24 protein-coding genes are annotated in these 22,533 nt (G+C 56.9%); 13 read left to right on the top strand and 11 right to left on the bottom strand.

Features of this window, described 5'->3' with window-relative positions; all coding sequences use genetic code 11:
• Positions 1-37: 37 nt before the first annotated feature.
• Complete coding sequence (locus tag GFN93_RS09005; RefSeq protein WP_328594439.1) at positions 38-1,825, bottom strand: acyl-CoA dehydrogenase; 1,788 nt, start codon at positions 1,823-1,825, stop codon at positions 38-40.
• A gap of 76 nt (positions 1,826-1,901) precedes the next feature.
• Here GFN93_RS09005 and GFN93_RS09000 point away from each other — a divergent pair, with 76 nt between their 5' ends.
• The 3 genes from GFN93_RS09000 to GFN93_RS08990 all read left to right on the top strand — a co-directional run bounded on the left by GFN93_RS09000 (position 1,902) and on the right by GFN93_RS08990 (position 4,659).
• Entirely contained in the window at positions 1,902-2,912 is a 1,011-nt protein-coding gene (locus GFN93_RS09000; RefSeq protein ID WP_235901757.1) for a GlxA family transcriptional regulator, read from the top strand.
• A gap of 139 nt (positions 2,913-3,051) precedes the next feature.
• Complete coding sequence (locus tag GFN93_RS08995; RefSeq protein ID WP_328594438.1) at positions 3,052-3,750, top strand: response regulator transcription factor; 699 nt, start codon at positions 3,052-3,054, stop codon at positions 3,748-3,750.
• 69 nt (positions 3,751-3,819) lie between these two features.
• The gene (locus tag GFN93_RS08990; protein WP_194285779.1) at positions 3,820-4,659 is read left to right on the top strand and encodes a diguanylate cyclase domain-containing protein; all 840 of its coding nucleotides are present in this window, start codon (positions 3,820-3,822) and stop codon (positions 4,657-4,659) included.
• A 9-nt stretch (positions 4,660-4,668) separates the two neighbouring features.
• Here the strand turns inward: GFN93_RS08990 and GFN93_RS08985 are convergent, their stop codons facing one another.
• From GFN93_RS08985 to GFN93_RS08970, 4 genes are read right to left on the bottom strand one after another with little or no spacing between them, the layout of a single operon-like run.
• Complete coding sequence (locus tag GFN93_RS08985; protein WP_153500692.1) at positions 4,669-5,928, bottom strand: sensor histidine kinase; 1,260 nt, start codon at positions 5,926-5,928, stop codon at positions 4,669-4,671.
• 35 nt (positions 5,929-5,963) lie between these two features.
• The gene (locus GFN93_RS08980; protein WP_153500690.1) at positions 5,964-6,968 is read right to left on the bottom strand and encodes an SAM-dependent methyltransferase; all 1,005 of its coding nucleotides are present in this window, start codon (positions 6,966-6,968) and stop codon (positions 5,964-5,966) included.
• Positions 6,965-7,735: a DUF1295 domain-containing protein gene (locus GFN93_RS08975; RefSeq protein ID WP_153500689.1), complete on the bottom strand. Its 771-nt coding sequence runs from the start codon at positions 7,733-7,735 to the stop codon at positions 6,965-6,967. Before GFN93_RS08975 ends, GFN93_RS08980 begins: the two co-directional genes overlap by 4 nt.
• On the bottom strand, positions 7,728-8,288 hold the full coding sequence (locus GFN93_RS08970) for a DUF2878 domain-containing protein (protein ID WP_153500687.1): 561 nt from the start codon (positions 8,286-8,288) through the stop codon (positions 7,728-7,730). Before GFN93_RS08970 ends, GFN93_RS08975 begins: the two co-directional genes overlap by 8 nt.
• A gap of 84 nt (positions 8,289-8,372) precedes the next feature.
• Here GFN93_RS08970 and GFN93_RS08965 point away from each other — a divergent pair, with 84 nt between their 5' ends.
• The 4 genes from GFN93_RS08965 to GFN93_RS08950 all read left to right on the top strand — a co-directional run bounded on the left by GFN93_RS08965 (position 8,373) and on the right by GFN93_RS08950 (position 11,924).
• A complete protein-coding gene (locus GFN93_RS08965; RefSeq protein WP_153500685.1) occupies positions 8,373-8,978 on the top strand; it encodes a nuclear transport factor 2 family protein in 606 nt (201 codons plus the stop codon).
• The gene (locus GFN93_RS08960; RefSeq protein ID WP_153500683.1) at positions 8,948-9,484 is read left to right on the top strand and encodes a chalcone isomerase family protein; all 537 of its coding nucleotides are present in this window, start codon (positions 8,948-8,950) and stop codon (positions 9,482-9,484) included. Before GFN93_RS08965 ends, GFN93_RS08960 begins: the two co-directional genes overlap by 31 nt.
• Positions 9,485-9,564: 80 nt before the next feature.
• Positions 9,565-10,356 (top strand): GGDEF domain-containing protein, encoded by a 792-nt coding sequence (locus tag GFN93_RS08955; RefSeq protein WP_153500681.1) that lies wholly within the window; start codon positions 9,565-9,567, stop codon positions 10,354-10,356.
• 383 nt (positions 10,357-10,739) lie between these two features.
• On the top strand, positions 10,740-11,924 hold the full coding sequence (locus GFN93_RS08950) for an OmpA family protein (RefSeq protein ID WP_153500680.1): 1,185 nt from the start codon (positions 10,740-10,742) through the stop codon (positions 11,922-11,924).
• A 168-nt stretch (positions 11,925-12,092) separates the two neighbouring features.
• Here GFN93_RS08950 and tadA read toward each other — a convergent pair whose 3' ends face one another.
• A complete protein-coding gene (tadA, locus tag GFN93_RS08945) occupies positions 12,093-12,545 on the bottom strand; it encodes a tRNA adenosine(34) deaminase TadA (RefSeq protein ID WP_328594436.1) in 453 nt (150 codons plus the stop codon).
• Positions 12,546-12,651: 106 nt separating this feature from the next.
• Between tadA and purT the strand changes: the two genes are divergently transcribed.
• Positions 12,652-13,833, top strand: coding sequence for a formate-dependent phosphoribosylglycinamide formyltransferase (gene purT, locus GFN93_RS08940; RefSeq protein WP_153500678.1), 1,182 nt, complete (start codon positions 12,652-12,654; stop codon positions 13,831-13,833).
• A gap of 11 nt (positions 13,834-13,844) precedes the next feature.
• On the top strand, positions 13,845-14,243 hold the full coding sequence (locus GFN93_RS08935; protein WP_035233734.1) for an NINE protein: 399 nt from the start codon (positions 13,845-13,847) through the stop codon (positions 14,241-14,243).
• Positions 14,244-14,332: 89 nt separating this feature from the next.
• On the opposite strand, the gene GFN93_RS08930 is transcribed toward GFN93_RS08935, so the two are convergent.
• Positions 14,333-14,716 (bottom strand): DoxX family protein, encoded by a 384-nt coding sequence (locus tag GFN93_RS08930; protein WP_194285778.1) that lies wholly within the window; start codon positions 14,714-14,716, stop codon positions 14,333-14,335.
• A gap of 191 nt (positions 14,717-14,907) precedes the next feature.
• Between GFN93_RS08930 and GFN93_RS08925 the strand changes: the two genes are divergently transcribed.
• Positions 14,908-15,348 (top strand): DoxX family protein, encoded by a 441-nt coding sequence (locus GFN93_RS08925; protein WP_153500677.1) that lies wholly within the window; start codon positions 14,908-14,910, stop codon positions 15,346-15,348.
• A 102-nt stretch (positions 15,349-15,450) separates the two neighbouring features.
• The gene (locus GFN93_RS08920) at positions 15,451-16,461 is read left to right on the top strand and encodes a synaptic vesicle VAT-1 family membrane protein (protein ID WP_153500675.1); all 1,011 of its coding nucleotides are present in this window, start codon (positions 15,451-15,453) and stop codon (positions 16,459-16,461) included.
• Here GFN93_RS08920 and GFN93_RS08915 read toward each other — a convergent pair.
• A complete protein-coding gene (locus GFN93_RS08915) occupies positions 16,454-16,774 on the bottom strand; it encodes a thioredoxin family protein (RefSeq protein WP_153500673.1) in 321 nt (106 codons plus the stop codon). The two genes, GFN93_RS08920 and GFN93_RS08915, sit on opposite strands and share 8 nt — an antisense overlap.
• A 79-nt stretch (positions 16,775-16,853) precedes the next feature.
• Between GFN93_RS08915 and GFN93_RS08910 the strand changes: the two genes are divergently transcribed.
• On the top strand, positions 16,854-17,633 hold the full coding sequence (locus GFN93_RS08910) for a crotonase/enoyl-CoA hydratase family protein (protein WP_153500671.1): 780 nt from the start codon (positions 16,854-16,856) through the stop codon (positions 17,631-17,633).
• 52 nt (positions 17,634-17,685) lie between these two features.
• Here the strand turns inward: GFN93_RS08910 and GFN93_RS08905 are convergent, their stop codons facing one another.
• Together GFN93_RS08905 and GFN93_RS08900 are read right to left on the bottom strand one after the other, a co-directional pair.
• Positions 17,686-19,014, bottom strand: coding sequence for a DegQ family serine endoprotease (locus GFN93_RS08905; protein WP_407921801.1), 1,329 nt, complete (start codon positions 19,012-19,014; stop codon positions 17,686-17,688).
• A 214-nt stretch (positions 19,015-19,228) separates the two neighbouring features.
• Positions 19,229-19,900: a class I SAM-dependent methyltransferase gene (locus GFN93_RS08900; RefSeq protein WP_153500669.1), complete on the bottom strand. Its 672-nt coding sequence runs from the start codon at positions 19,898-19,900 to the stop codon at positions 19,229-19,231.
• 47 nt (positions 19,901-19,947) lie between these two features.
• On the opposite strand from GFN93_RS08900, the gene GFN93_RS08895 reads away from it, so the two are divergent.
• Positions 19,948-21,837, top strand: coding sequence for a hypothetical protein (locus tag GFN93_RS08895; protein ID WP_153500667.1), 1,890 nt, complete (start codon positions 19,948-19,950; stop codon positions 21,835-21,837).
• Here the strand turns inward: GFN93_RS08895 and trmH are convergent.
• A complete protein-coding gene (trmH, locus tag GFN93_RS08890) occupies positions 21,809-22,492 on the bottom strand; it encodes a tRNA (guanosine(18)-2'-O)-methyltransferase TrmH (RefSeq protein WP_153500665.1) in 684 nt (227 codons plus the stop codon). The two genes, GFN93_RS08895 and trmH, sit on opposite strands and share 29 nt — an antisense overlap.
• Positions 22,493-22,533: the final 41 nt, after the last annotated feature.

Below are 22,533 nucleotides of genomic sequence, written 5' to 3'. Positions count from 1 at the left end.
GATGACGACAAGCACACATTGATTGATGCAGTCACAATCAAAACCAGCGATCTTCCATCTCCAGAAAGATGCGATCACCTTCCAGCAATCGTTGCACATCCACTTCTACTCGTGGCAGCTCCCATTGGAAGAAATAGCGGGCGGCCTGAAGTTTTCCGCTGGCAAAGTCCTGATCCTCGGCTGCAGTCAGTGACACTGCTGCATTGGCCTGCCGCAGCCACATCCAGGCCGCCACCACATGTCCAACCAACTGCAAGTAAGCATTGGCATTGGAGAGACCCACCGTTGGCCCCTGCTCGGCAAGAAGTTTCCCGGCCACCTCAGTGGTGGCCTGAATTTTAGGCAGCATGGCCTGTAGAGCTTTGGCAAACGACACGCAACGACTGTCCGTTGTCGCGTTCACGTCACGCATGATTCGCTCGGCAAGCAACTGCAGTCCACGGCTTTTTGCCTGCCATACCTTGCGCCCCAGCAAGTCCAGACCATGGATACCGGTCGTGCCTTCATGAATTGGATTAAGACGATTGTCGCGCCACACCTGTTCTACGGGGTACTCACGTGTATAGCCCGCTCCACCGAAGATCTGGATCGCCATGTCGTTGGCTTTCAATCCGAACTCCGAGGGCCAGGTCTTGATCACCGGAGTCAGCAAATCCAGCAACAGCTCAGCTTCCCGCGCATCCGACTCTTCACCGGTGTCGATTTCGTCCACCAACCGATAACCGTAAAAGCACATGGCCAGGGCCGCTTCTGCATAAGCTTTCTGCGTCAGTAACAGGCGGCGGACGTCAGCGTGCTCGATGATCGGCACCATGGGCTGACTGAAGTCAGCATTTTCAGCATGCCGTCCCTGAGTTCGATCACGGGCATATTCCAGTGAAAACTGGTAGCCGCGATAGCCCAGCAGTGCAGCGCCATACCCCACCGCAACACGGGCTTCATTCATCATCTGGAACATATAGCGCAGGCCCTGGTGAGGCTCGCCCACCAGATAGCCATGGCAATCATCGTTATCACCGAAAGTCAGTGCGGTACTGGTGGCTCCGCGATACCCCATCTTGTGGATCAGGCCCGCCAGGATCACATCGTTGTGTTCAGCAGGCTCGCCCTGCTCATTGAGCCGGTATTTGGGCACGACAAACAGGGAGATCCCTTTAACACCATCCGGACCACCGGGAATCTTGGCCAGCACCAGATGGACAATATTCTCACCAAGCTCGTTATCTCCGGCCGAAATGTAGATCTTGTTGCCCTTGATGCGATAAGAGCCATCATCCTGTGGCAGCGCGCGGGTACGAATGTCCGCCAGAGAAGAGCCGGCATGGGGCTCCGTCAACGCCATTGTGCCGGTGAACCGACCCGCCATCATCGGCAACAGAAAACGCTGCTTGAGTGATTCACTAGCAAAGTTTCGAATCACATTGGCCGCCGCACCGGTAAGGAATGGATACACGGTGGTGCTGGGGTTCACGCAGGTAAACATACCTGTGCAGGCAGCCGCTGCGGTTTCCGGCAGCTGCATTCCTCCTTCCTCAAAGCTGGCCCGTGCCGACAGGAAACCCGCTTCTATGTATGCATCAAAGGCACTCTTGACCTCAGGCCGCATGACGACTTTACCGTCGATAAAGGCAGGCTCTTCCTTGTCACAAAGGGTGTTGTGATCGGCAAACTTTTCCTGGGCCAGCTTTTCGGCAGTATCCAGAGCCGCTTCGATGGTTTCACGGCTGTGATCCGCAAAACGGGGACGGGACAACAAGCTATCGGTATCCAGTACATCGAACAGCTGAAAACGTAAGTCACGGCGATCCAGGATGGTATCGGTCACAAATGCACTCCTTTTTATTTGCCAACCAGCTTGCCATTCGTGAAGAGAATCTGGCATTGTCGCCTATGACTTATTTATGGTTGATAGCGTCAGCATGTATCAAGTAGCCGTTTTAGCCTATGACGGGATTTTTGCCTCTGCACTCACCGGGGTTGTGGATCTCTTGAGCCTCACCGGTGTCACCTGGAATCGCATTCAGGGGGAACCGCTTAACCGGCAGTTCCAGGTCACGATTGTGTCCCATGATGGCAACCCGGTTCGCTGCACGCCGGCCATTCGCATGGCCGTGGATGCCTCCATAGAGCAAGTCGACAAGGTGGATCTGGTGGTGGTTCCCACCATTGGCGCCCCCATCGAAAAGGTGCTCCAGCAGCAGCAGGAAGTGCTGCCCTGGCTGCGGAAGATGCATGCCAATGGTGCCGATCTGGCCAGCAACTGTACCGGTGCCTTCCTGCTGGCTGAAGCCGGCTTGCTGGATGGGCGCACCGCCACTACCCATTGGGGTTTCAGCCAGCAGTTCCGCCATCGCTACCCGCAGGTACAGCTCAATGAGCGGGAACTGATTACCCGTGATGGCAACATTTTCTGTGCCGGCGGGGGCACCGCCTGGCGAGACCTGTGCATTCTCCTGGTCGAGCGCTATTGCGGACCCGATCTTGCCCGGGAACTGGCCCGAGCCTTCGTGATTGACGTTCGTAACGACCTGCAGAGTATCTACGCAGGCCTGCCAGCACACAGCTACCATCAGGATGAACAGGTGCATACCGTTCAGGCCTGGATCCACGAACATTTTCATGAACCCACCTCACTGGCCATGCTGGCCGAGAAGGTGCATATCAGCCCCCGCCAACTCCAGCGCCGCTTTACCGCTGCCCTTGGAGAACCCCCATTGCAGTACTTGCAACGGGTGCGTATCGAGGCGGCAAGAAAGATGCTGGAGCGAGGCTCGTCCAATCTGGCCCAACTCTCCGAGCAGGTTGGCTATCAGGATGTCAGCAGTTTTTCGCGACTGTTCAAACGGCATACTGGCTTGTCTCCCAGCCATTACCGACAGCGCTTCGCCCGCACCGGCTCCCTGAATGATTGAAAGCCGTTCGTCCGCATACAGGTTGCAGACCGCTATCAATTGCCATGACACTGAACATCGCATCACATTGACGCGCCGTTGACGACACCAGGCGCAATCTCGGTTGTACAAGACCGAAACTTTGTACAGGAGCCACAACGTGGACAACCTCTCGATTCTACTGGTCGAAGATCACCGACAGTTGGCCCAGACCGTACTCGAATACCTCGAGCAGCAGGGCGCCACCGTTGACTATGCAGGTAACACCCATTTGGCCCGAGAGCTGGTCAAGGAGCATCACTACGACCTGATGCTGCTGGATGTGATGCTGCCCGGCGAAAGTGGATTCGAATTCTGTCGCTCACTGCGCGAAGATTTGACCCTGGATATGCCGGTCATTTTCATGACCGCCCGTGACCAGCTGGACGACAAGCTCGAAGGCTTCCGTAATGGTGGAGACGATTACATCGTCAAACCCTTTGCCTTGCCGGAATTGGCCGCCAGAGTGCATGCCCAGATCCGCCGCCAGCGCCGTGAAGTCACTGCCAATACCTTGCAGGTGGATGATCTGGAGCTGGATCCAGCACGTCAGGAAGCACGTCGTGCCGGGCAGCTCTTGAAATTGTCGCCAACAGCATTCCGTATTCTGAAAATTCTCATGCGGGAATCACCCAAAGTAGTCAGCCGCGAGCAGCTTGAACAGGAACTCTGGGGCGACCTGGTACCCGACTCCGACGCATTGCGCAGCCACTTGTACAATTTGCGCAAAGCCGTCGACAAACCGTTCGCCAACCCCCTGCTCAACACGCTCCCAGGGGTGGGTTTTTGTATTCAGCCCACCGAATCTGTGAGCCACTAACGGAAAGTGTCCTTGCACTCAGATGCTCCGGGGCATGACAATAACGCAAATAATTGCTAATTATTGCTTATGCCCCCTTCTCCCCCCCCAACACTTCGCTATCCCACAAGCCAGGCCCTGCTCGATGCACACCTGAAGCATCTGCAGCAGCGTTATGGCATGGCGTTATGGATGATCACCCGGGTTCGCGACAAGGCGATGTGGTTGTTACGCGTTTGCGACCAGCACTACGGCCTCAAGCAGGGACATCGCATTGAATGGGAGAGAAGCTATTGCATTCGCATGGTGGAACAGGGCGCCCCCTGCATCGTGCCGGATACCCGGGAAGAACCCGTTTATCAGGCCGCCGAGATCAACGATGATCTTGCTATTGGTGCCTATCTTGGACTGCCCTTGATGGATTCCCGTGACCAACTGTTCGGCACCCTGTGCGCATTGGATCCCCACGCGCAGCCTGCCACGCTGGAAATGCACTTACCCGAGCTGGAACACCATGCTGCGCTGATAAGTTACACCCTGGAGCACGCCTTGCGCGATGCCCAGCAGCAACGTCTGACGACGTTTATCGAGCACCCGGACCGCTGCGAAGACACCGGCCTTCCTGGCCGTGACGGCTGGCAGGATATCTTTGAACAAGAGCAGGAAAACTGCCGCAGCCTGGGTGTCGAATCTACGGTGATGTACCTACATGCTGCCGAGGATGCAGACTCACTGGTGATTGCGGACTCTTTGGCCGCATTGCTCAGGGATCAGGACAGCGTGGCGCACTTGGGGGGCAATCAGTTCGGTATTCTTTTGACCGATACCGACCACAACAAGGCGGCACGCATTGCGGATCGTATCCGCGACGCGCTCAATGCCAAACGCATGCTGGTGCGCCTGCATCAGGATAGCTTGACGCCGCCCTAGACATCACACTCAGAAACGCACTTCCACTTGCGTGCCCTGTCCGGGCTCACTGGCCACCATCACATCCCACTGGTAACGCTCGCAGAGACGTTGCACGATCGCCAAGCCGAGCCCGTGACCGCCTTCCTTGCTCTGACCTCTCTGGAAAGGCTTCATCATGCGGTCGAGCTCGGAACGCTCCATCCCAACACCGGCATCCACAACCTGCACCGCGCCATCCTGAATGACGATGGTCACCTCACCAGATCCGCTGTAATTAATCGCGTTTCTGACCAGGTTATTAAGCAAGATAGTGAGCACCGCCTCCGGCGCTTCCACCTTCATCAATGCCCTTTGTCGCACTTGCAGACGAATCTGTTTGCGCTCAGCCAACGGCGACAGTCGCTCCATGAGATTAACCGCCAGATCGTTGACGATGATCACCTCGTTGTCCTGACTGGTCTGTTCAGTTCGCGCCAGCATTAGCAGGGTTTCAAGCGTAGCCTCCATGTCATCCACGGTGTCAGCCATGCGTCGGATCAATGGTCGGTCGCCAATCTGGGTAACCAGGAGTTCGAGATTGGTTCTGAACACCGCCAGGGGCGTGCGCAACTCGTGGCTGGCATCCCGGGTGAACTGACGCTCACGCTCTACGAAAGTGACCAAACGGTCGGCATAGCTCTCCAATGCCTGCAGCAGGACGGACACCTCACTGTCGACGTCCGCTTCAATATCAGAGAGATCCGGCCTCGCCAGACTGGGGCTATCCACCGGAGCTTGCCGCAGACGGTCAGCCAGCTGCACCAATGGCGAGAGTAATTCCCGGGATTTTTTCCATCCAAGAAACGAGGTGATATAGATCACCAACAGAACACCCGTGAGAGGAAGAATGCCGAACAGAAAAGCCAGCACCGACACACGCTGCTCATCAAAGACAAGGTAAAGGCGCGCGCTGCCATGCTGGTCAATGTACACAATGGGGCGCTCGTTACCCAAAGCCACCCGGTGATAGCCGTCAGGAAGCCCCTTCAAAACTGAAGGGACCTCATCCTGAACCTCATCGCTGCTCAGTAGGCCAAGCAGATGCCGGGTATTGGGGCGAGGCTGCCGGGGGTCGGCTTCGAGCAAGGACCAATAGTGATCCGCCTCCTTGATCAGGGCCTGTTTGACCAGCACCTGTTCGATAATTTGTGCCGTTGCCCAGACGCCAAGTACCGTAGCGGCACTGATCAGTAACAACTGGAGCAAATAGACACGGGTAATACGATGCTGAACCCCGGACTTTTTCATGCCTTCCCCTTCAGGCGAGCCCCTCCACTCCGCTTTCAGGGACGGGCAAAACGGTAATGAGCAACGAACCATTCATTGCCATCACCATAGTTAAACAGCTCCGCACACGCCATGAAAAACATTCTCCAGCGCTGCAGCCAGCGCTTGCCTTCCCCAGCGCCATACAACTCATCCAGCAGAGGAATCAATGTCTGCTGATGGGTATCCGCCAGCACCAGCCAGGCTTCCAGCGTGCGGCCATAGTGCGTGCCGTTAACGGCCCAGCGCTGCTCTTCATTAAACTTTTCAGCACACTCTGGTAGCCAGTTCCAGGACGGCATCATGCCGCCGGAGAAAAAGTTACGTGCCATCCAGTCACTGTCACCCTTGTCCTCAAACAGGTAAGTCAGTTCACGATGGCAGAATACATGGACGAACAGCTTGCCGCCGGGCACCAGCCAGTCATGGATGCGCGCCATCAAGGTGCGGTGGTTGCGCATATGCTCGAACATTTCCACCGACACGACACGATCAAACTGCTGATCCGGAGTAAAGCTCGCTGCATCCGCGGTGATGACCCGGACATTGGTCAGGCCTTTCTCGTTGGCCCTGCCTAGGATAAATTCTCTTTGAGTGCTTGAGTTGGAAATCGCGGTCACCTGACTATCAGGGTAATGCTCTGCCATCCACAACGTCAGGGAGCCCCAGCCACAGCCCATTTCCAGGATATTCTGACCATTGGCCAGCTCCGCTCGCTCGCAAGTCAGCGCCAGCATGGCCGCTTCGGCCTCTGCCAGTGTGCTGTTCTCAGCTGGCCAATAGCCGCTGGAGTACTTCAAGTGTGGGCCAAGCACCTTCTCGTAAAATCGGGCATCCACTTCATAGTGCTGCTCGTTGGCTGCATCCTGATCTACCGCTACCGGCGCCGCTCGCAATGCCTCAGTCAGTGCTTCGGGCTTGCGTTGCTGCTCCTGCTGGAGACGACGCCCAAGCAGCCGGCGTATGCCAAAGCGAACCAGCGGGTCCGGCAACCAGCCGGATTCTGCCATCTGAATAATCATGGTGTGGGTCTCCTGGGAAAAAAGGCACTGGTAGTACGTTGATAATCCCGGTAGTCATCACCCCGGGTTTTGATGGCTTGTTTTTCCGTGTAGGGAATCCCGGTCACAAACCAGAGGAACAAGAACATGGCTACCGGCAGCCCCCACAGCCAGGGGCCCTGGCTGGCGCCAATGGCAATGAGTGGGTAACTCAACCAGTGCAACCACTCGAAAAAGTAATTGGGGTGACGGGAGTAATACCAAAGCCCTTCCCGACAGGTTTTTCCCTTGCTGTCTGGACGTGACCTGAATCGACTCAACTGGCGGTCAGCCAGGCTCTCTCCGACAATAGCGACACATCCGAGCAGAAAACCAGCCAGCACAGTAATGCTGTTCAATTGCTGCTGTTCACCAATAACCTTGAAAGTCAGGGCAAAGCCCCAGGCCAGAAATGCCTGCCCCCAGAAGAACAGCAAAAAAACGGGCTGGGTTTTGTCACCCAGGGCCTGGCGCATGGCGGCATAACGACCATCCTCGTGGCTCTCCTGGCTGACGCGGCGGTAGATATGGCTGCCAAGGCGCAGTGACCAGCACAACAGCAATACCCCGGCCAGGGCCCTTGGCAATAACGCCCCCTCACCTCCAACCAGGAAAAACAGTCCGGTCACCCCGGTACCCCAGGACCAGAACACATCCACCCATCCGGCATTCCGGGTTTGACATTGCCGCCACCACATCCCTGTCGCGACCACCAGCAGTAGAACAAGCGATAACCAGACATCAGACATTGTCACCCACTCCATCATCAAGCCGGGGCGATCTGCTTTGAAGGAAACGAGCCAGTGCGGCGAAAAGGGGAACAATGAAAGCCCACAACCCACCATAAACCAGCATTAGCGTGAGTACTCCCAATGGCGCCTCTGCGGCGCCCAGCCGTACTCCCATCCAAACCGACAAGCCTCCGCCGACACCGCCGAACACAGCTGCCAGTATGGGTCTTTGCTGTAACCAGCGCAGGCAATAAAAAAAGCTGACCGAAAAACCGCCCCACAAAGCCCATATCCAGCCAGGCGCAACCCATTCTGAAGACGAATCCACATAGCTGATAAAGCCGCCCCCCAGCCAAACAGGTTCCAGCAGTGCACACACAAGAAAACCAGCCAGAACCATTCCGGAGTCCCGCTTCCAGTCAGCCCCAGTGAGCCCCATCAGCACCAGCATGGCAACCAGAACCCACCACGCCAGTTGTGGTGCTCCGTGTGCGGCACCCAACACAGCAGCCGGCCACAGCAGCTGGAAGCCAATCAGGTTTATCAGGAAGGGAGTAGTGAGTTGTTTCATCCGTAAATACTGCGCCATAAGTCGTCAAGGGGCTGTGAACCAGCCTTCACAAGGGTCTCACCAGTAATAGCAGATCCTGTGTGAATGAAAACAGACCAGTTGCTCGTATTACTTGTACTGACGATAGCGCTCTGGGGATGCAGCAGCACCCCGGCTGGGCCCTATGGTTACACTGCCTCCTACTTCGAGGCCAGGTCCCTTTGCGATGACGCCAGTCCAGCTGACAATCAGCAGATTGAACGCTTCATGCAATTTTACAACCAGCTAAATCACGCCCCTGTTAAGCAGCACATCGCTGATATTTATGCTCCAGATATTTATTTCAATGACACTCTGGTCACCCTGACCAGCAGAGATTCTCTGGCGTCCCATTTACAGGCCACCGCCGACAATCTTGAACGGATGTCAGTGACGTTACTCGACGTGCTACAACCCATGACTTCCGAGGGGCGCGAGGCGGCACCGCAGTCACAAGCAATTTATCTACTTTGGGAGATGAAAGCCCAGTTCAGTTTATTAGGCAAGAAACGGCTTTCTCACACACTTGGCATCAGTCAACTCTGTTTCAACGACCAGGGACTAGTCATTTTTCATCAGGACTTCTGGGACAGCAGCCAGGGTCTGGACCAACACTTACCGCTACTGGGGCCGCCGACACGATGGTTACGACAGCATTCAACACCACATTGAAACCAGCGACCCTCGCGCTCGCCGTGTCACTGGCCTGGAGCCTGCCTGCTGCCAGCCAGGAGTCCTCCCCATGGCAGCGCTGCAATCGAGCCGATGTGAAAGCGTTGAAGGTCTTTACTGTTGGGGAGGCCGCGCTGTATCGCCAGAACTGCGATGCTGCAGACCTTCTTGCCCCGCCCCTGAAACTTTCCTTCCGCTACTTTCGGGAAGTGCCTGGTGACGCTTTTGGCAAGGCCGCCATGCACTTTCTTGAAAAAAACCTGCCCGCATCGCAGTTCACTCGCCTGGAACCTGAACTGAAATCGTTTAATCAGCATTATCAGGATGTCGACGATGGTGACCGCTATGTCCTTGTGTATGAGGATGGAGGCTTGACTCTGACCCTTAATGGCCAGGCACTCGCCGAACAACAAGGTGATGACTTCGCCCGTGCCTACCTGACCATCTGGTTTGGCCAGGACCCCTACTCTGAAACCATGAAAGAAACCTTGCTGGGACAACGTTAAACAGCGGCTATTGCGCCCCGGCGGGACAGACCGGATACTGACCCCATAACAAACATGGTCTGTTTTGGGGAACTTGCAGCATGCCAACGCTGTTTCACGTTATCGCCACCGCATCTCGCCACATTAATCAGTCAGATCGCACACCTGCCCTTAAAGGGACGGTGGCATTCCTGACTGCGGCGGTACTGGTCTCTGTGGTTCTCACCGGCATTGCAGTACTGATTGTGGGCGAACGAGATTGGCTTTCTGCCCTGGTGCTGGCGATTACCCTTCCCCTGATCCTGATTACTCCCCTGCTGTTCCTGTTCGCCATACGTCTGATTGCGCTGGACCGCCACAATCGCGAGCTGCAGCAGGCAGCGCGGGAGGACCATCTCACCGGCGTTTTCAATCGCCCGCACCTGCTCGGTATGCTGGAGCGTGAGCTGGCACTGAGCCAGCGTCACAACTACAACGTTTCGGTTCTGCTGATCGAGATCAGTGACTTCAGTCAATTGCTGGATGAGCATGGCCGGCACGTGGGGGAGAAAGCACTTCGACTGTTCGCGGACTGTATTGCAGAAAAAATTCGTGAGAGTGACCTGTTTGGCCGTTTTGACGGAGCCCAATTCCTGCTGGTACTGCCCCACACCAGCTTCGAAGACGCTACCCGCATGGGCGAGGGTCTGAGAGCAATTGCCGCCACCCTCAAGCTTGATGGGCGTATCCAGGATGACGGAACTCGTCCATTTGTCAGGGTCAGCGCCAAAATCGGTGCAGCCAGCACCGAAAACAGCGGCCGCAACCTGAACTCGCTTCTCAACGAAGCAGACTATGCGCTTTACCAGAGTCGCAACGATCGCCGCGACAAGACTACGGCCTCAGAATCCTGAGCGCTCCAGGTTAAAAAACACACAGCTTCCGACCTGTCGTTTTCTGGCGTAGCCCTCGCCGCATTCATAAAAACATGCCCCACAACCCGTTTCAGCTCTTCGCTGGAATAATGGGGGGCGGAATTCAGGCCAAAAAAAAACGGCTTTTTTGCATTCTCACGATGAGAATAAAATCTTCCGCATTTAACGTAATACCAAATCATTAACAATTGATAATGCTTTATTGTTAATTTTCTTAGGTTGTTGCCATAAAACCAGCAAATAGTTTCTCTCTTTGTAAATTTTCTTATTAATCTCTCAAAGGAGGATTTACATGGATGAGCGGCTAACCAACACTGTTGCCGTGTTTGTTCTGCCTATCGATATAAAAAAGGAAGGAGTCTATGAACGCTAAACGTTTTTTGGCTGCAAGTATTGCTTGCGCGTCCGTTACTGCCACTTCTGCAGTAATGGCTGAGGGAATGCCCGAGCGTTATTTCTACTTCGGTGGTCACATCAGTGAAAACTGGATTGATCTTGGAGATCACTACGAGCCCGACAATGGCAGCTATGACAACGAAGTCACTCTGCCGGGCGCCCAGTTGGGTTACCGCTTCAACCGTGACTGGTCCGTGCAGGCCTGGTGGGAGCGCAACAACTCCAATACCGACCTGTTTGGCGATGTAGACCTGAACATTGCCTCTGCCGCCCTGCGCAAGCATTTCTACGGCAGCTCCTCCTTTGAACCCTACGTGGGCATTGGTGCCGGTGAATTCCGTGCCGAACCCAGCAGCGACAGCAGCTTCGACTACCAGGAGACCATCGGTACCCTGGAAGCCGGTTTCCAGACTCTGCTGCACCCGCACTTCATCCTGGATGTGGGCGCTCGTCCCTACTACGCGTTTGACAGCGAGCGCTGGGATGCTGAAATCTACGCGGGCCTGAACTTCCTGATCGGTGCCACCAACTCCGGTGACGACGAAGAAGAAGAGCAGGAAGAGCAGCCGGCTCAGGTTGATAACGTGGTATCTGACAGCGACAGCGATGGTGTTCCGGACGAGCAGGATCAGTGCTCTGGCACTCCGGCTGGTGCCCAGGTTGACGCCACCGGCTGTGAGCTGGACGACGACGGTGACGGCGTTGCCAACAGCAAGGACAAGTGTGCGGACACCCCTGCCGGTGCCCTGGTAAACGAAACGGGCTGTCAGCAGTACCTGGACAAGGACGTGAAGGAAACGCTTTACGTTGAGTTCGAGCATGGCAAGGCTGAAGTGACCAAGGCTTCCTACCCGAAACTGGGTAACCTGGCCGGTCAGATGCGCAAGTATCCTTCTGCCAACCTGGTGCTGGAAGGCCACACCGACAGCACGGGCTCTGCTGCTTTCAACAAGAAGCTGTCCAAAGAGCGTGCCGATGCGGTAATGCGTGTTCTCGTCGATGAGTACGAAATCGACGCAGGCCGGGTAAGCACTGAAGGTTACGGTGAAGAGAAGCCGATTGCCGACAACGGCACTGCCGAAGGTCGCGCTCAGAATCGTCGCGTAGAGGCGGTGATGAAAGCCACCACCAAGGAAGCCCAGTTCCAGTAAGGAACACTTCCTGAAAAAAAGGGCCGACATCGTCGGCCCTTTTTTTATGCCCGCTTTGCCGGTGCATCAGGCTTCACTCAACAAGCCTGAAGCAAAATGAAAGCATTGCGCGGAGCCAAGAGGATTTGGATTTTCGAAACGCCACACTCGTGACTCATACAGGGCTCCTCATTTCCCCCTTCGCCGGGCAAAGAACCCCTTCAATAGCGCCGCGCTTTCCTCCGCCAACAGCCCGCCCTCCACGATCATCTTGTGATTATAGAAGCTCACCTCAGGCAGCTGCAGCTGACTGACGCAAACGCCTGCCCGTGGCTCGCTGGCGGCATACACCAACCGGGAGACCCGCGCGTGAATCAATGCGCCAAAGCACATGGTGCAGGGTTCCAGAGTCACATACAGGGTGCTGCCGGGGAGACGATAATTCTGTTCATTACGTGCCGCATGACGCAGCGCCATCACTTCCGCGTGGGAAGTGGGATCGTGGGCAACAATGGGCTGGTTATAGCCCTCGCCCAGCAGTTCGCCATCGCGAACCACAACGGCGCCTACCGGTACCTCACCGGCCTCCGCGGCCTGTTCCGCCAAAGTCAGTGCCCGGCGCATCCAGTCTTCATCATTCACATCTGATCCTCATAAGGAGCCTCGAATCCACTCCCTTGCCGGACAGATGGTAGCACCTGCCGGGCTTTTCGTTACAATCGGCCTATCAACAAAGATGAGATTCCTTATGACCACTATCGGCACTCCCAATACAGACACCGCAACCCGTGTGATGCTGCTCGGCTCCGGCGAACTTGGCCGTGAAGTGGCCATCGAACTGATCCGCTACGGCTGCGAAGTGATTGCCGTGGATCGCTACGCCAACGCCCCGGCCATGCAGGTCGCCCAGCGTAGCCATGTGATCAACATGCTGGATGGTGCCGCCCTGCGCAAGCTGGTCGAACAGGAAAATCCTGCGCTTATCGTCCCGGAAATTGAGGCGATCGCCACCAGCGAACTGCTCAAACTGGAAGCGGAAGGTGTCACTGTTGTGCCCACTGCTCGCGCAACCAACCTGACCATGAACCGTGAAGGCATCCGCCGCCTGGCCGCCGAGGAACTCGGGCTGCCAACGTCACCGTATCGCTTCGCGGACACCCTGGAAGACTACCAGCAGGCCGTTGCCGACATCGGCATGCCCTGTGTGATCAAGCCGGTGATGAGTTCCTCCGGCAAGGGCCAGAGCACGATCAAGTCCGAAGCCGACATCCAGAAGGCATGGGACTACGCTCAATCCGGCGGCCGCGCCGGCGAAGGCCGGGTCATCATTGAAGGCTTTGTGGACTTTGACTACGAAATCACCCTGCTCACCGTGCGTCACCGGGACGGCACCACCTACTGCGACCCCATTGGCCACCGTCAGGCCAACGGTGACTACCAGGAATCCTGGCAACCCCAGCCCATGACCGAGGCCGCACTGAACGCGTCTAAAGACGTGGCAGGCGCCATCACTGAAGCGCTGGGCGGCATGGGTATCTTCGGTGTGGAACTGTTCATCAAAGGCGACCAGGTCTACTTCAGTGAGGTCTCACCCCGTCCACACGATACCGGGCTGGTGACGTTGCTGTCGCAGAATCTGTCCGAATTCGCGCTGCACGCCCGCGCCATTCTGGGCCTGCCGATTCCACTGGTGGAACAGCGCGGTCCGGCAGCCTCATCCGTGCTGCTGGTTCAGGGCGACTCCGAGCAGATGCAGTACGAAGGCCTGGACCAGGCTCTGCGTGTACCCAACACCGAGGTGCGCCTGTTTGGGAAACCGGAAGTGCATGGCAGCCGCCGTCTGGGCGTCGCGCTTGCATTGGGAGACGATATCGCCAACGCTCGCGACAAGGCCAACGCGGCCATCGCGGCTCTCAACGTTAAACTTTAGGAAGTCACTTCATGCAGAATCAGGACACACACAGCAAGGTGATCGGCTACCTGCTCTGGATCTTCGGTTTCATGGGCGCCCATCGCTTTTACTATGGCAAGCAAATCACCGGCACCATCTGGTTTTTTACCCTGGGTCTTTTTTTCATCGGCTGGATTATCGACCTGTTCCTGATCCCTGGCATGGATGAAGCCGCCGATGCCAAATACGAAGCGGGCAGTATCGACTACAACGTGGCCTGGATACTGCTGACCTTTCTTGGCATCTTCGGCATCCACCGTTTTTACATGGGTAAGGTCATTACCGGGATCATCTACCTGCTGACCGTCGGTCTGTTCGGTCTGGGTATCCTCTATGATTTCCTCACCCTGAATGGCCAAATCGCCGAAAAAAACCGCCTGCCGGGCTGAGCCTCAGTCACACCACAAAAAAGCCGCGCCCGGAAAGAGCGCGGCATTTTTTGCGTCAAGCGTCGGGCGTCAGGCCTCTGGCGTAATATTCAATTCCTCACCGCATATCGCCCAGCGCCCAGGAAGAAAATGGCCAGCGCGGTAAACAGGAAAAACCCCTGCAGCTCCAGCGCCCAGCCGCCGGACTTGGACAGCGAAAAAATCTGCCCCATGTGCACCAGCACAATGGCCACCAGCATGTTGCCCGCCATCAGCACCGCACCCACCCGGGTATGCAGTCCGAGGATAACCATCAATGGCGCGATGATCTCTCCGATGAACACACCGTAGGCCAGAAATCCCGGCAGGTTATGGGAGGCCAGCTCCTGGGCGATCCAGCCCACCCCCGAATACAGTTTGCCGATGCCGTGCAGCAACATCAGGATGCCGGCGGTAAGACGCAAGATCAGCTTGGCCAGATCTGGATTATTCAAAACATCATCTCCCCATATCGTTGTCGCGTTGAGCTCGAGGCCGTTCGAAGAGCTGATACGTTATCATTAGGCGCCCACGGAAACATCAGATTATTTGATATTAAAGCGATAATTTGACGTATTTATCACAACCTTCTAAATCTATTTAATCTCCCTCAAGACAAACGCTGATTGCCCCGGAGGGAATCCCCATGAAAAACCTGATCAAGTCACTCACCCACACCCAGGCCAACTGGGCACCGCTGGCCCTGCGCCTGCCAGTAGGCATTATCTTCATGGCCCATGGCGCCCAGAAACTGTTTGGCTGGTTTGGTGGTTACGGCCTGGAAGGTACCGGCCAGTGGATGGCGTCCATCGGTCTGGAGCCTGGCTACCTGATGGCCTTGCTCGCCGGCAGTGGCGAATTCTTCGGTGGCCTGGCCATCCTGGTTGGTCTGCTCACCCGTCCTGCAGCGCTGGTCGCCGCCGTGACCATGATAGTGGCCATCCTCACCGTGCATATCGGCAACGGCCTGTTCATGAGCAATAATGGCTATGAGTTTGGCCTCGCCCTGTTGGCTGCCAGCCTCTCCCTGGTAATTTCCGGGGGCGGCAACCTCAGCGCCGACAAGGGAGTCCAGCAAGCCCTGTGATCGCCTCTACCGTGGTGGGCTCCCGGGCCCGCCACTCGCTTCTTCCGGCACTTTCCCCAAAGCTTTGCTAGTCTTGTGGCACGTCCCGACACGAGCCCCACCATGATTCAGTATTGGCAAACGCCCAAGGCCGGTAACTTATCCCGGCTGACACTCGAAACGCGTCAAACCACCCCATTGCAGCAACACCATGCCCGTATTCGTGTGCGCGCGGCAGGGCTCAATTTCGCCGATATCTTTGCCCTTACCGGGCTCTATTCCGCAACGCCAACAGGCGCCTTTACCCCAGGGCTGGAGTTTGCCGGTGAAGTGATCGAGACCGGTGCAGCCTGCCAGGCTGTCAAGGTAGGCGACCAGGTTATGGGGGTAACCCGCTTTGGTGGCTACACCTCACAGATCGACATCGATCCGGATTACCTGATGCCGCTGCCGGAGGGCTGGACACCTCAACAAGGCGCAGCCTACCCGGTGCAGACACTCACTGCCTGGTATGCGCTGACACGGCTGGGAGCCATCCAACCCGGCCACCGGGTGTTGGTGCACAGTGCAGCCGGCGGAGTGGGCCTGCAGGCGATGAAGCTATGTGTGTCATCAGGAGCGATACCCGTTGGCACAGTCGGCAGCCGGGCCAAGGCAGACTGGCTCAAACAACAAGGGTTCAACGAAGTTCTGGTAAGAGATTCCAACTTCAGGGCGCAGCTTCAGCAAGGCCAACAACGTTTTGATCTGGTGCTGGATGCGATTGGTGGCGAAGTGCAGAAGGCCAGTTTTGATGCGCTGAACCCCATGGGCAGACTGGTGGTGTTCGGCGCCGCCGAGTTCACGCCCAGTGGCCAGCGACCCGACTATTTGCGTGCGCTGTGGCGTTACCTGAAGCGGCCGCGTTATGACGTAATGGACATGATCAGCAGCAACCGCTCCGTGCTCGCGTTCAATCTGATCTGGCTCTGGGAGCAGAAAGAACAGATGCGGGCACTCCTGGATGAGCTGTCCCGCATCAGCATTGCCCCTCCCCATGTGGGTCACAGCTTCGACTTTGCCCAGGCCCATGATGCCCTGGCTTTGCTGCAGTCTGGCCAGACCATCGGTAAGGTAGTCCTGACATTCAACTGATCGTTGCCAACAACGCTGTCAGCGCATTCTGGTCCGGCCGCACTGCCCGGCCGATTTCCTGACCATCGCGCATCGCGATCAGGGTGGGCCAGAGCTTGACCCGGAAGCTGCGCCCCAACCGACGCCCCGGACCATCTTCAATCTTGAGGTGGCTTCCCTCAGGCATGGCGTTCACCGCCTTTTCAATATCCGGTTGGGCGGCGATACAGTAACCACACCAATTCGCCCCAAACTCCACTAGAGTCAGCCCTTCCCTGCCATCCAGTGCATCCCGGGTCAGGGTTTCCGGTTCATAAACGCGTTGGTACTGCATGGGGACCTGCCTTGTCACAAAGGAAAAATTACACGCTACACTGCATTGAAACCGATCTGCATGAATCAGGATAGTAACAATGGAACAGGCAACTGTACTGACTGAGCAACAGCAAAACATTCTGGTAGTGACGCTTAATCGCCCCGATGTGCGCAATGCGGTGGACCGCCCGACTGCCGATGCACTGCGCGAAGTCTTTGAGCAGTTCGAGCGAGATGACAGTCTCAGCGTGGCGGTGCTACAGGGGCAGGGGGGAAATTTCTGTGCCGGTGCGGATCTCGACGCCCTGGCCGATCCGGAACGCCGCAACCAGATTGATGCAGAGGGCCTTGGCCCTGGCCCCATGGGCCCTACCCGACTGCAATTAAGTAAACCCGTGATCGCAGCCGTTACCGGTTATGCGGTAGCCGGCGGTCTGGAGCTGGCTCTGTGGTGTGATCTGAGGGTGGCGGAAGAAAGCGCCGTATTTGGTGTGTTCTGCCGACGCTGGGGCGTCCCCTTGATCGACGGGGGTACCGTGCGACTGCCGCGCCTGATCGGCCAGAGTCGCGCCATGGACATGATGCTGACGGGCCGACCCATCAACGCGGACGAAGCGCTCTCTTTCGGGTTGGCCAATCGCGTGGTTGAAGACGGCAAGGCTCTGGACTCTGCGCTGGCGATGGCACGCCAAATCGCTGCTTTCCCGCAACATTGTCTACGTGCGGACCGAGCCTCGGCACTGACACAGTGGCAACTGTGCGAAGCAGACGCGCTACGTCAGGAGGGGGCCGGAGGCTACCCGGTCGTCTTCGAGGAAGCCCTTGCCGGCGCGGAACAATTCCGGTCCGGCAAGGGCCGTCACGGTGAATTTGAATAACCCAACAGGGGAGGTAACAGCGAAGGTGGCGCCACCTTCGCTGTATTCTTGATTAACGCACCACCACAAAGAACACGCCGCCCCTGCGGTTAATCCGAAGTAGCAAGGTCGCATCCTTGTCCTTGATGGCACCCTGCAACTCATCCATATCCGCCACATCCTGACGGTTGGCATTGATGATCACATCGCCCTGGCGAAGCCCTGCACGCCAGGCGGCAGAGCCCTGCTCGACGTTGTCCACCAGCACCCCCTGATCTGCATGCTGCAGCTCACCTTTGCGTAAATCGCGCAGGCTGGCGCCCTCCAGATACCTGGAGACTGCTTCCCCTCCCGCCGTTTCCTGGGAGGACTCGCTGATCACTGCGGTCATACTTTTCTTCTTGCCGTCACGCAGAATACTCAGTTGCACCTGTTCACCCACCGGCGACATGCCCACCTTGTTACGCAGGTCGGAAGCCCGGTTCACGGGTCGGCCATCCACCGCAATCACCACATCGCCGCTCTTCAGACCGGCTTTTTCTGCCGCACTGTCTTCAACCACCTGAGTGATCACCACACCGCGTTGGCGCTCAACGCCGAAGGCCTCGGCAAGTTCCGCCGTCAGATCCTGAATCGTCACCCCCAGCATGCCGCGACGAACTTCACCGTGCTCAATGAGCTGGTTCATCACGTTTTCAGCCATCTCTGTGGGAATGGCAAAACCAATTCCCACGTTACCGCCAGCAGGCGCGATAATGGCGGTATTGATTCCGATCAGCTCACCGCGCAGGTTCACCAGAGCGCCACCGGAATTACCCGGGTTAATGGACGCATCGGTCTGGATAAAGCTTTCATAGCCCTCGATTCCCAGCCCGGAGCGCCCCAATGCGGAAACGATGCCACTGGTAACGGTCTGCCCAAGGCCAAAAGGATTACCAATGGCGACCACAAAGTCGCCCACGCGCATCGTCGTCGAATCCGCAATGGCGATCTGGGTCAGATCCTTTGCTTCTTCCAGTTTGAGTACTGCCAGATCCACCTCGTCATCGGTGCCCACCAGTTCGGCGGACAATTCACGACCGTCAGTGAGCGTCACTTCGATGGTGTCCGCATTCTTCACCACATGGGCATTGGTCAGCACATAACCATTTTTCGCATCGACAATGACACCGGACCCGGCACTGGCAGCGCGGCGTTCACGCTGCTGTTCCGGAACATTGAAAAACCGGCGGAAGAAGGGGTCTTCCATCAGCGGGTTACGGGCCGTTCGGATGCGGGTTTCAACGGCAATGTTGACGACTGCCGGTGAGGCTTTCTCCAGCATCGGCGCCAGCGAAGGAAGCACATGACCGTCGCCGGTTTCCGACGGCAATGCAGCCTGGGCTGACGAGAAAGCCAACATCAGGATCGTCAACAGCCAGGCAGCTGGGTAGATGGACGTTTTTTCTTTCAACAATGTTTGTTCCTCCATGTCTGAAAGGAAAGCACACGTCGGGATGATGATCCCCGTTGCCCCCGGGAACGAAAGTAGTGGCAGCACCATGCTGATAGCTTCCGCTCGCTCCCTGTGAGACCGATGTATGGCCACGCAGTTCCCTTCACAAGTCTGTACACCTTCACGCTTGCGCCGCAAACAGCCTCACCCCGTTGTACTCACTGGATTCCCCCAGATCCGGCCAGGTGCAGGATTGCCACTCACCCAGCAGACGGTAACCCGGCGGATTAAGGTCTGGCACTCGGGAATCCGCCAGCAACACCCGCTCCGCCGCCTGAAAGCGTGCCAACAAGCCCAGATTCTCACGGTCGTAGAGAATGTCGGCGGCGGTCACCAGATCTGCTTCCTGCAAGGCACTATCCAGATCCTGACTCAACACCACCTGCACCCCGTTTTCCTCGGCGTTCACCCGGGTGGCCGTCAGCGCATCATCATCAAGATCACAGGCAATCACTTTTCTGGCCCCGGCAAGTGCCGCAGCAATGGCCACCACGCCGGACCCGGGCCCCACATCCACCACACAGCGCCCGGCAACCCACTCGGGGTTACGGATCAGAAACTCGGCCAACACCTGGCCTGACGCCCAGCAAAACGACCAGTATGGCGGCTCCTCCATAATGGCGTTGACGATGCCCGGCTCCAGCGCCTGCTCCGGAAACAGCTCATCCAGCAGCCACAGTTTCAATTGTGGTGTTTTCGGTAACGGCTGGCAGGTAAGCTTCACATTCGGCAATACGCGATGGAGCCGCTCGTGCAGGGCGTTAAGGCCTACTAATTTGGGGTCGCTTGTCATACTCTAGCCTTCGTCGCCTATCCAAAACCGTCGCAGAGAATAACAAAATGACCGCCAGACAGGCATGGATTGGACTGATCACCGTGTTGATCAGCCTTGGCAACCCCCTCCAGGCTCGAGAGATCTGGACTGATGGGGTGCCTGACGCCTACTTCCAACATTTCCTCGAATTCTACAAAGCGGATCCCAGCGCCATGGGACGCTGGGCGCCCGGCTTGAGCAAAATTTCCACGGCGCAACTGGATGCCACTATCAAGGCACTGGATACCACCCAGTTCACCTATCTGTATCCGATGGAAATGAAAGGCTTCCAGCTGCCCGAGCATCTGGGCATCCCCATCGGAGAGCTCTCACTGATGGCGGTCCGTGCCGGCAAACTGATACCGATCCCGTTCCAGATCGATGAATTCGACAAGACCGGTCTGATCTGGATCGAAGGCGAGAATGACCATCCGCCCGAAGGAAAGCTTGGCACCTTTGATGACTTCGACGAACTGGTTTTCATGTTTCGCGATGGCGGCAACGAGCGTTACTCTGCGGAAAAGCACCAGCTGCAAGCCGGGCTCATTCTGGAAGAAATCCGCCTGGATTCCCCCCGCAATGCGCCACGCTATATTTATCTGGTACGCAACAACCCGGACCGCTCCACTGCGGACTATGTCAGCGCAGACCTGAAAGCCGGGCATGTACAAAGCACCCTGATGGATCTGGACTACGAGCCCGATGACTTCACCCAGATCCACTCCATGGCCCCGCGACTGGGTCCGCACCAGGAAGAGAGTGTTTTCGATAATATCTATGTGAATATCAGCACCGGCATCCTTAACCAGAAGCTGCGCGTGAATCTGGATACCCGCAAGAACATCAAGGCAACCCCCATTGCGGTAAAAGACGGCCCGGTACGCGTGTCCATGCTGGTCAAAGCGCGTATCTGGTATGCCTACCTGCCCACCTTTTTCAGCCAGAAGTTCCAGGTGGATTTCTATGAGCAATCCGTCACCATTCCATCCCGTTTTGCCATTGGCAGTGTCAAGGTACTGAAGTTCTTTCTGATGTTCCTGCGCGAGCCGCGCATCCACTTTGCCATCGACTTTCACAATCTGGACGGCGCCCGGGTCTCCTTCCAGTCTGTCTACAATAATCAGCAGTATGGTCTGGTAGACGGCGAAATGAGCCCGTTTGAGAACACCATGAACGCCACCCGTCTGCCCGGTGACTGGCTACATATGGACTCCAATCAGGGCTGGGAGATGTTCTTCAGCAATCACATGCCCGTGGTGCCCAATGGGTTGTTTGATGCCTTCCTCGATGGCGTCAACATGAACATGTTCTATGAGGACGATGCCGACAGCACCACCGAGTATGAACGTTTCCCCGGTGCCACTCCCCGGCTGGGATTCCAGAGCAGTGGCCTGCCGCGAACCGTAATTGATCTGATGGGCTCTATCCCCAAGCTGGATTACGCCAACATGAACAGCCTGGGTGAAGCCATTATTGCCCTGGCCGAGGCCCAGGAAAAAGGTGCCTTCGACAAGTACGACGAGGTGGTTCACCAGCGCCTGGTGGCCCTCAATGCGGAGGGGCGTTTTACCACGGTGGAGTCCCTGGCAGATGCTTTTATCGCTGATCTGGACCGAATGAATTTTTCCGGCATCCCGCGCAAGACTTTCAACAACCTGCTGCATCAGGCCATCGTGGATACCACTGACAGCCCGGATCGAATTCACCATGGCAAGGTGCTGCAGCGAATGGTGGCGTTGTCCAAAGCGCAAGGCATCGACATCACCCGGCTACGCTACGCCACGATGGACAATACCCTGTGGTTCCCCGCCTGGGTGGGCGAAGGCGGCGCCAGCGATTTCCACTGGCAGGTGAGCCATGCGCCCTCAGCGAGCCTGACGGGCCCCGTCACTCACTCTTCTGCAGCAGCGCCGTAAGCGCTGCACTGTCCCTGATCTGGCCTTCATCATCCAGCTCGGGGTAAGGCACGCCATGGTCGTCACACAGGCGCGCGACCTTGGCGTAGCCCCAGCGGAAAAGCAGCTCTTGGTAACGCTGCGGATCGATCTGCGGCTGGTCATAAAAACCCTTGCTGCGACGCTGCTCGCAAGCCTCCGCCAGAATGATTGCCGCCGCCACGCTCACGTTGAATGACTCCACCATGCCCATCATGGGAATGATGACGTGCTGATCAACCGCTGCAGCGGCTTCGTCGCTGACGCCGAACTTTTCGGTCCCCAGCAACAGCGCTGTGGGCTTGCTGTAATCCACTTCCCGATAAGGGATCGCGGTATCAGAGAGATGCGCCGCCAGCACCTGGACACCCTTGCCCTGCAAATCCCGAATCACCTGGGTGCTGTCTTCATGCTTGTGCACCTTTACCCAGCGCTGGGATCCCATGGCCGTTCCAGCCGCCATACGCGCCCGGTTTTTGGGAAGAATGGCATGCACATCCAGAATACCCACCGCATCGCAGGTACGCACGATGGCGGCAATATTATGGGGCTTGTGTACCCCGTCCATGATCACTGTCAGGTCAGGCTGGCGGCGATCCAGGGTTTCACAGATACGGCGGTAACGTTCCGGGGTCATGACAATTCCTCATTGCTGGCCGCGGATTGTATAGGCCCGGG

It is taken from the genome of Alcanivorax sediminis, from assembly GCF_009601165.1.
GTDB classification, from domain to species: Bacteria; Pseudomonadota; Gammaproteobacteria; order Pseudomonadales; family Alcanivoracaceae; genus Alcanivorax; species Alcanivorax sediminis.
This window is presented reverse-complemented; position numbering and strand designations above follow the sequence as displayed.

Bases quoted from the DNA above. Each gene is read 5' to 3' on its own strand.
- GFN93_RS09000 (WP_235901757.1), top strand. From the start codon at position 1,902: ATGGTTGATAGCGTCAGCATGTATCAAGTAGCCGTTTTAGCCTATGAC.
- GFN93_RS08990 (WP_194285779.1), top strand. From the start codon at position 3,820: ATGCCCCCTTCTCCCCCCCCAACACTTCGCTATCCCACAAGCCAGGCC.
- GFN93_RS08985 (WP_153500692.1), bottom strand. From the start codon at position 5,928: ATGAAAAAGTCCGGGGTTCAGCATCGTATTACCCGTGTCTATTTGCTC.
- GFN93_RS08980 (WP_153500690.1), bottom strand. From the start codon at position 6,968: ATGATTATTCAGATGGCAGAATCCGGCTGGTTGCCGGACCCGCTGGTT.
- GFN93_RS08975 (WP_153500689.1), bottom strand. From the start codon at position 7,735: ATGTCTGATGTCTGGTTATCGCTTGTTCTACTGCTGGTGGTCGCGACA.
- GFN93_RS08970 (WP_153500687.1), bottom strand. From the start codon at position 8,288: ATGAAACAACTCACTACTCCCTTCCTGATAAACCTGATTGGCTTCCAG.
- GFN93_RS08965 (WP_153500685.1), top strand. From the start codon at position 8,373: ATGAAAACAGACCAGTTGCTCGTATTACTTGTACTGACGATAGCGCTC.
- GFN93_RS08960 (WP_153500683.1), top strand. From the start codon at position 8,948: ATGGTTACGACAGCATTCAACACCACATTGAAACCAGCGACCCTCGCG.
- GFN93_RS08955 (WP_153500681.1), top strand. From the start codon at position 9,565: ATGCCAACGCTGTTTCACGTTATCGCCACCGCATCTCGCCACATTAAT.
- GFN93_RS08950 (WP_153500680.1), top strand. From the start codon at position 10,740: ATGAACGCTAAACGTTTTTTGGCTGCAAGTATTGCTTGCGCGTCCGTT.
- purT (WP_153500678.1), top strand. From the start codon at position 12,652: ATGACCACTATCGGCACTCCCAATACAGACACCGCAACCCGTGTGATG.
- GFN93_RS08935 (WP_035233734.1), top strand. From the start codon at position 13,845: ATGCAGAATCAGGACACACACAGCAAGGTGATCGGCTACCTGCTCTGG.
- GFN93_RS08925 (WP_153500677.1), top strand. From the start codon at position 14,908: ATGAAAAACCTGATCAAGTCACTCACCCACACCCAGGCCAACTGGGCA.
- GFN93_RS08920 (WP_153500675.1), top strand. From the start codon at position 15,451: ATGATTCAGTATTGGCAAACGCCCAAGGCCGGTAACTTATCCCGGCTG.
- GFN93_RS08915 (WP_153500673.1), bottom strand. From the start codon at position 16,774: ATGCAGTACCAACGCGTTTATGAACCGGAAACCCTGACCCGGGATGCA.
- GFN93_RS08910 (WP_153500671.1), top strand. From the start codon at position 16,854: ATGGAACAGGCAACTGTACTGACTGAGCAACAGCAAAACATTCTGGTA.
- GFN93_RS08905 (WP_407921801.1), bottom strand. From the start codon at position 19,014: ATGTTGGCTTTCTCGTCAGCCCAGGCTGCATTGCCGTCGGAAACCGGC.
- GFN93_RS08900 (WP_153500669.1), bottom strand. From the start codon at position 19,900: ATGACAAGCGACCCCAAATTAGTAGGCCTTAACGCCCTGCACGAGCGG.
- GFN93_RS08895 (WP_153500667.1), top strand. From the start codon at position 19,948: ATGACCGCCAGACAGGCATGGATTGGACTGATCACCGTGTTGATCAGC.
- trmH (WP_153500665.1), bottom strand. From the start codon at position 22,492: ATGACCCCGGAACGTTACCGCCGTATCTGTGAAACCCTGGATCGCCGC.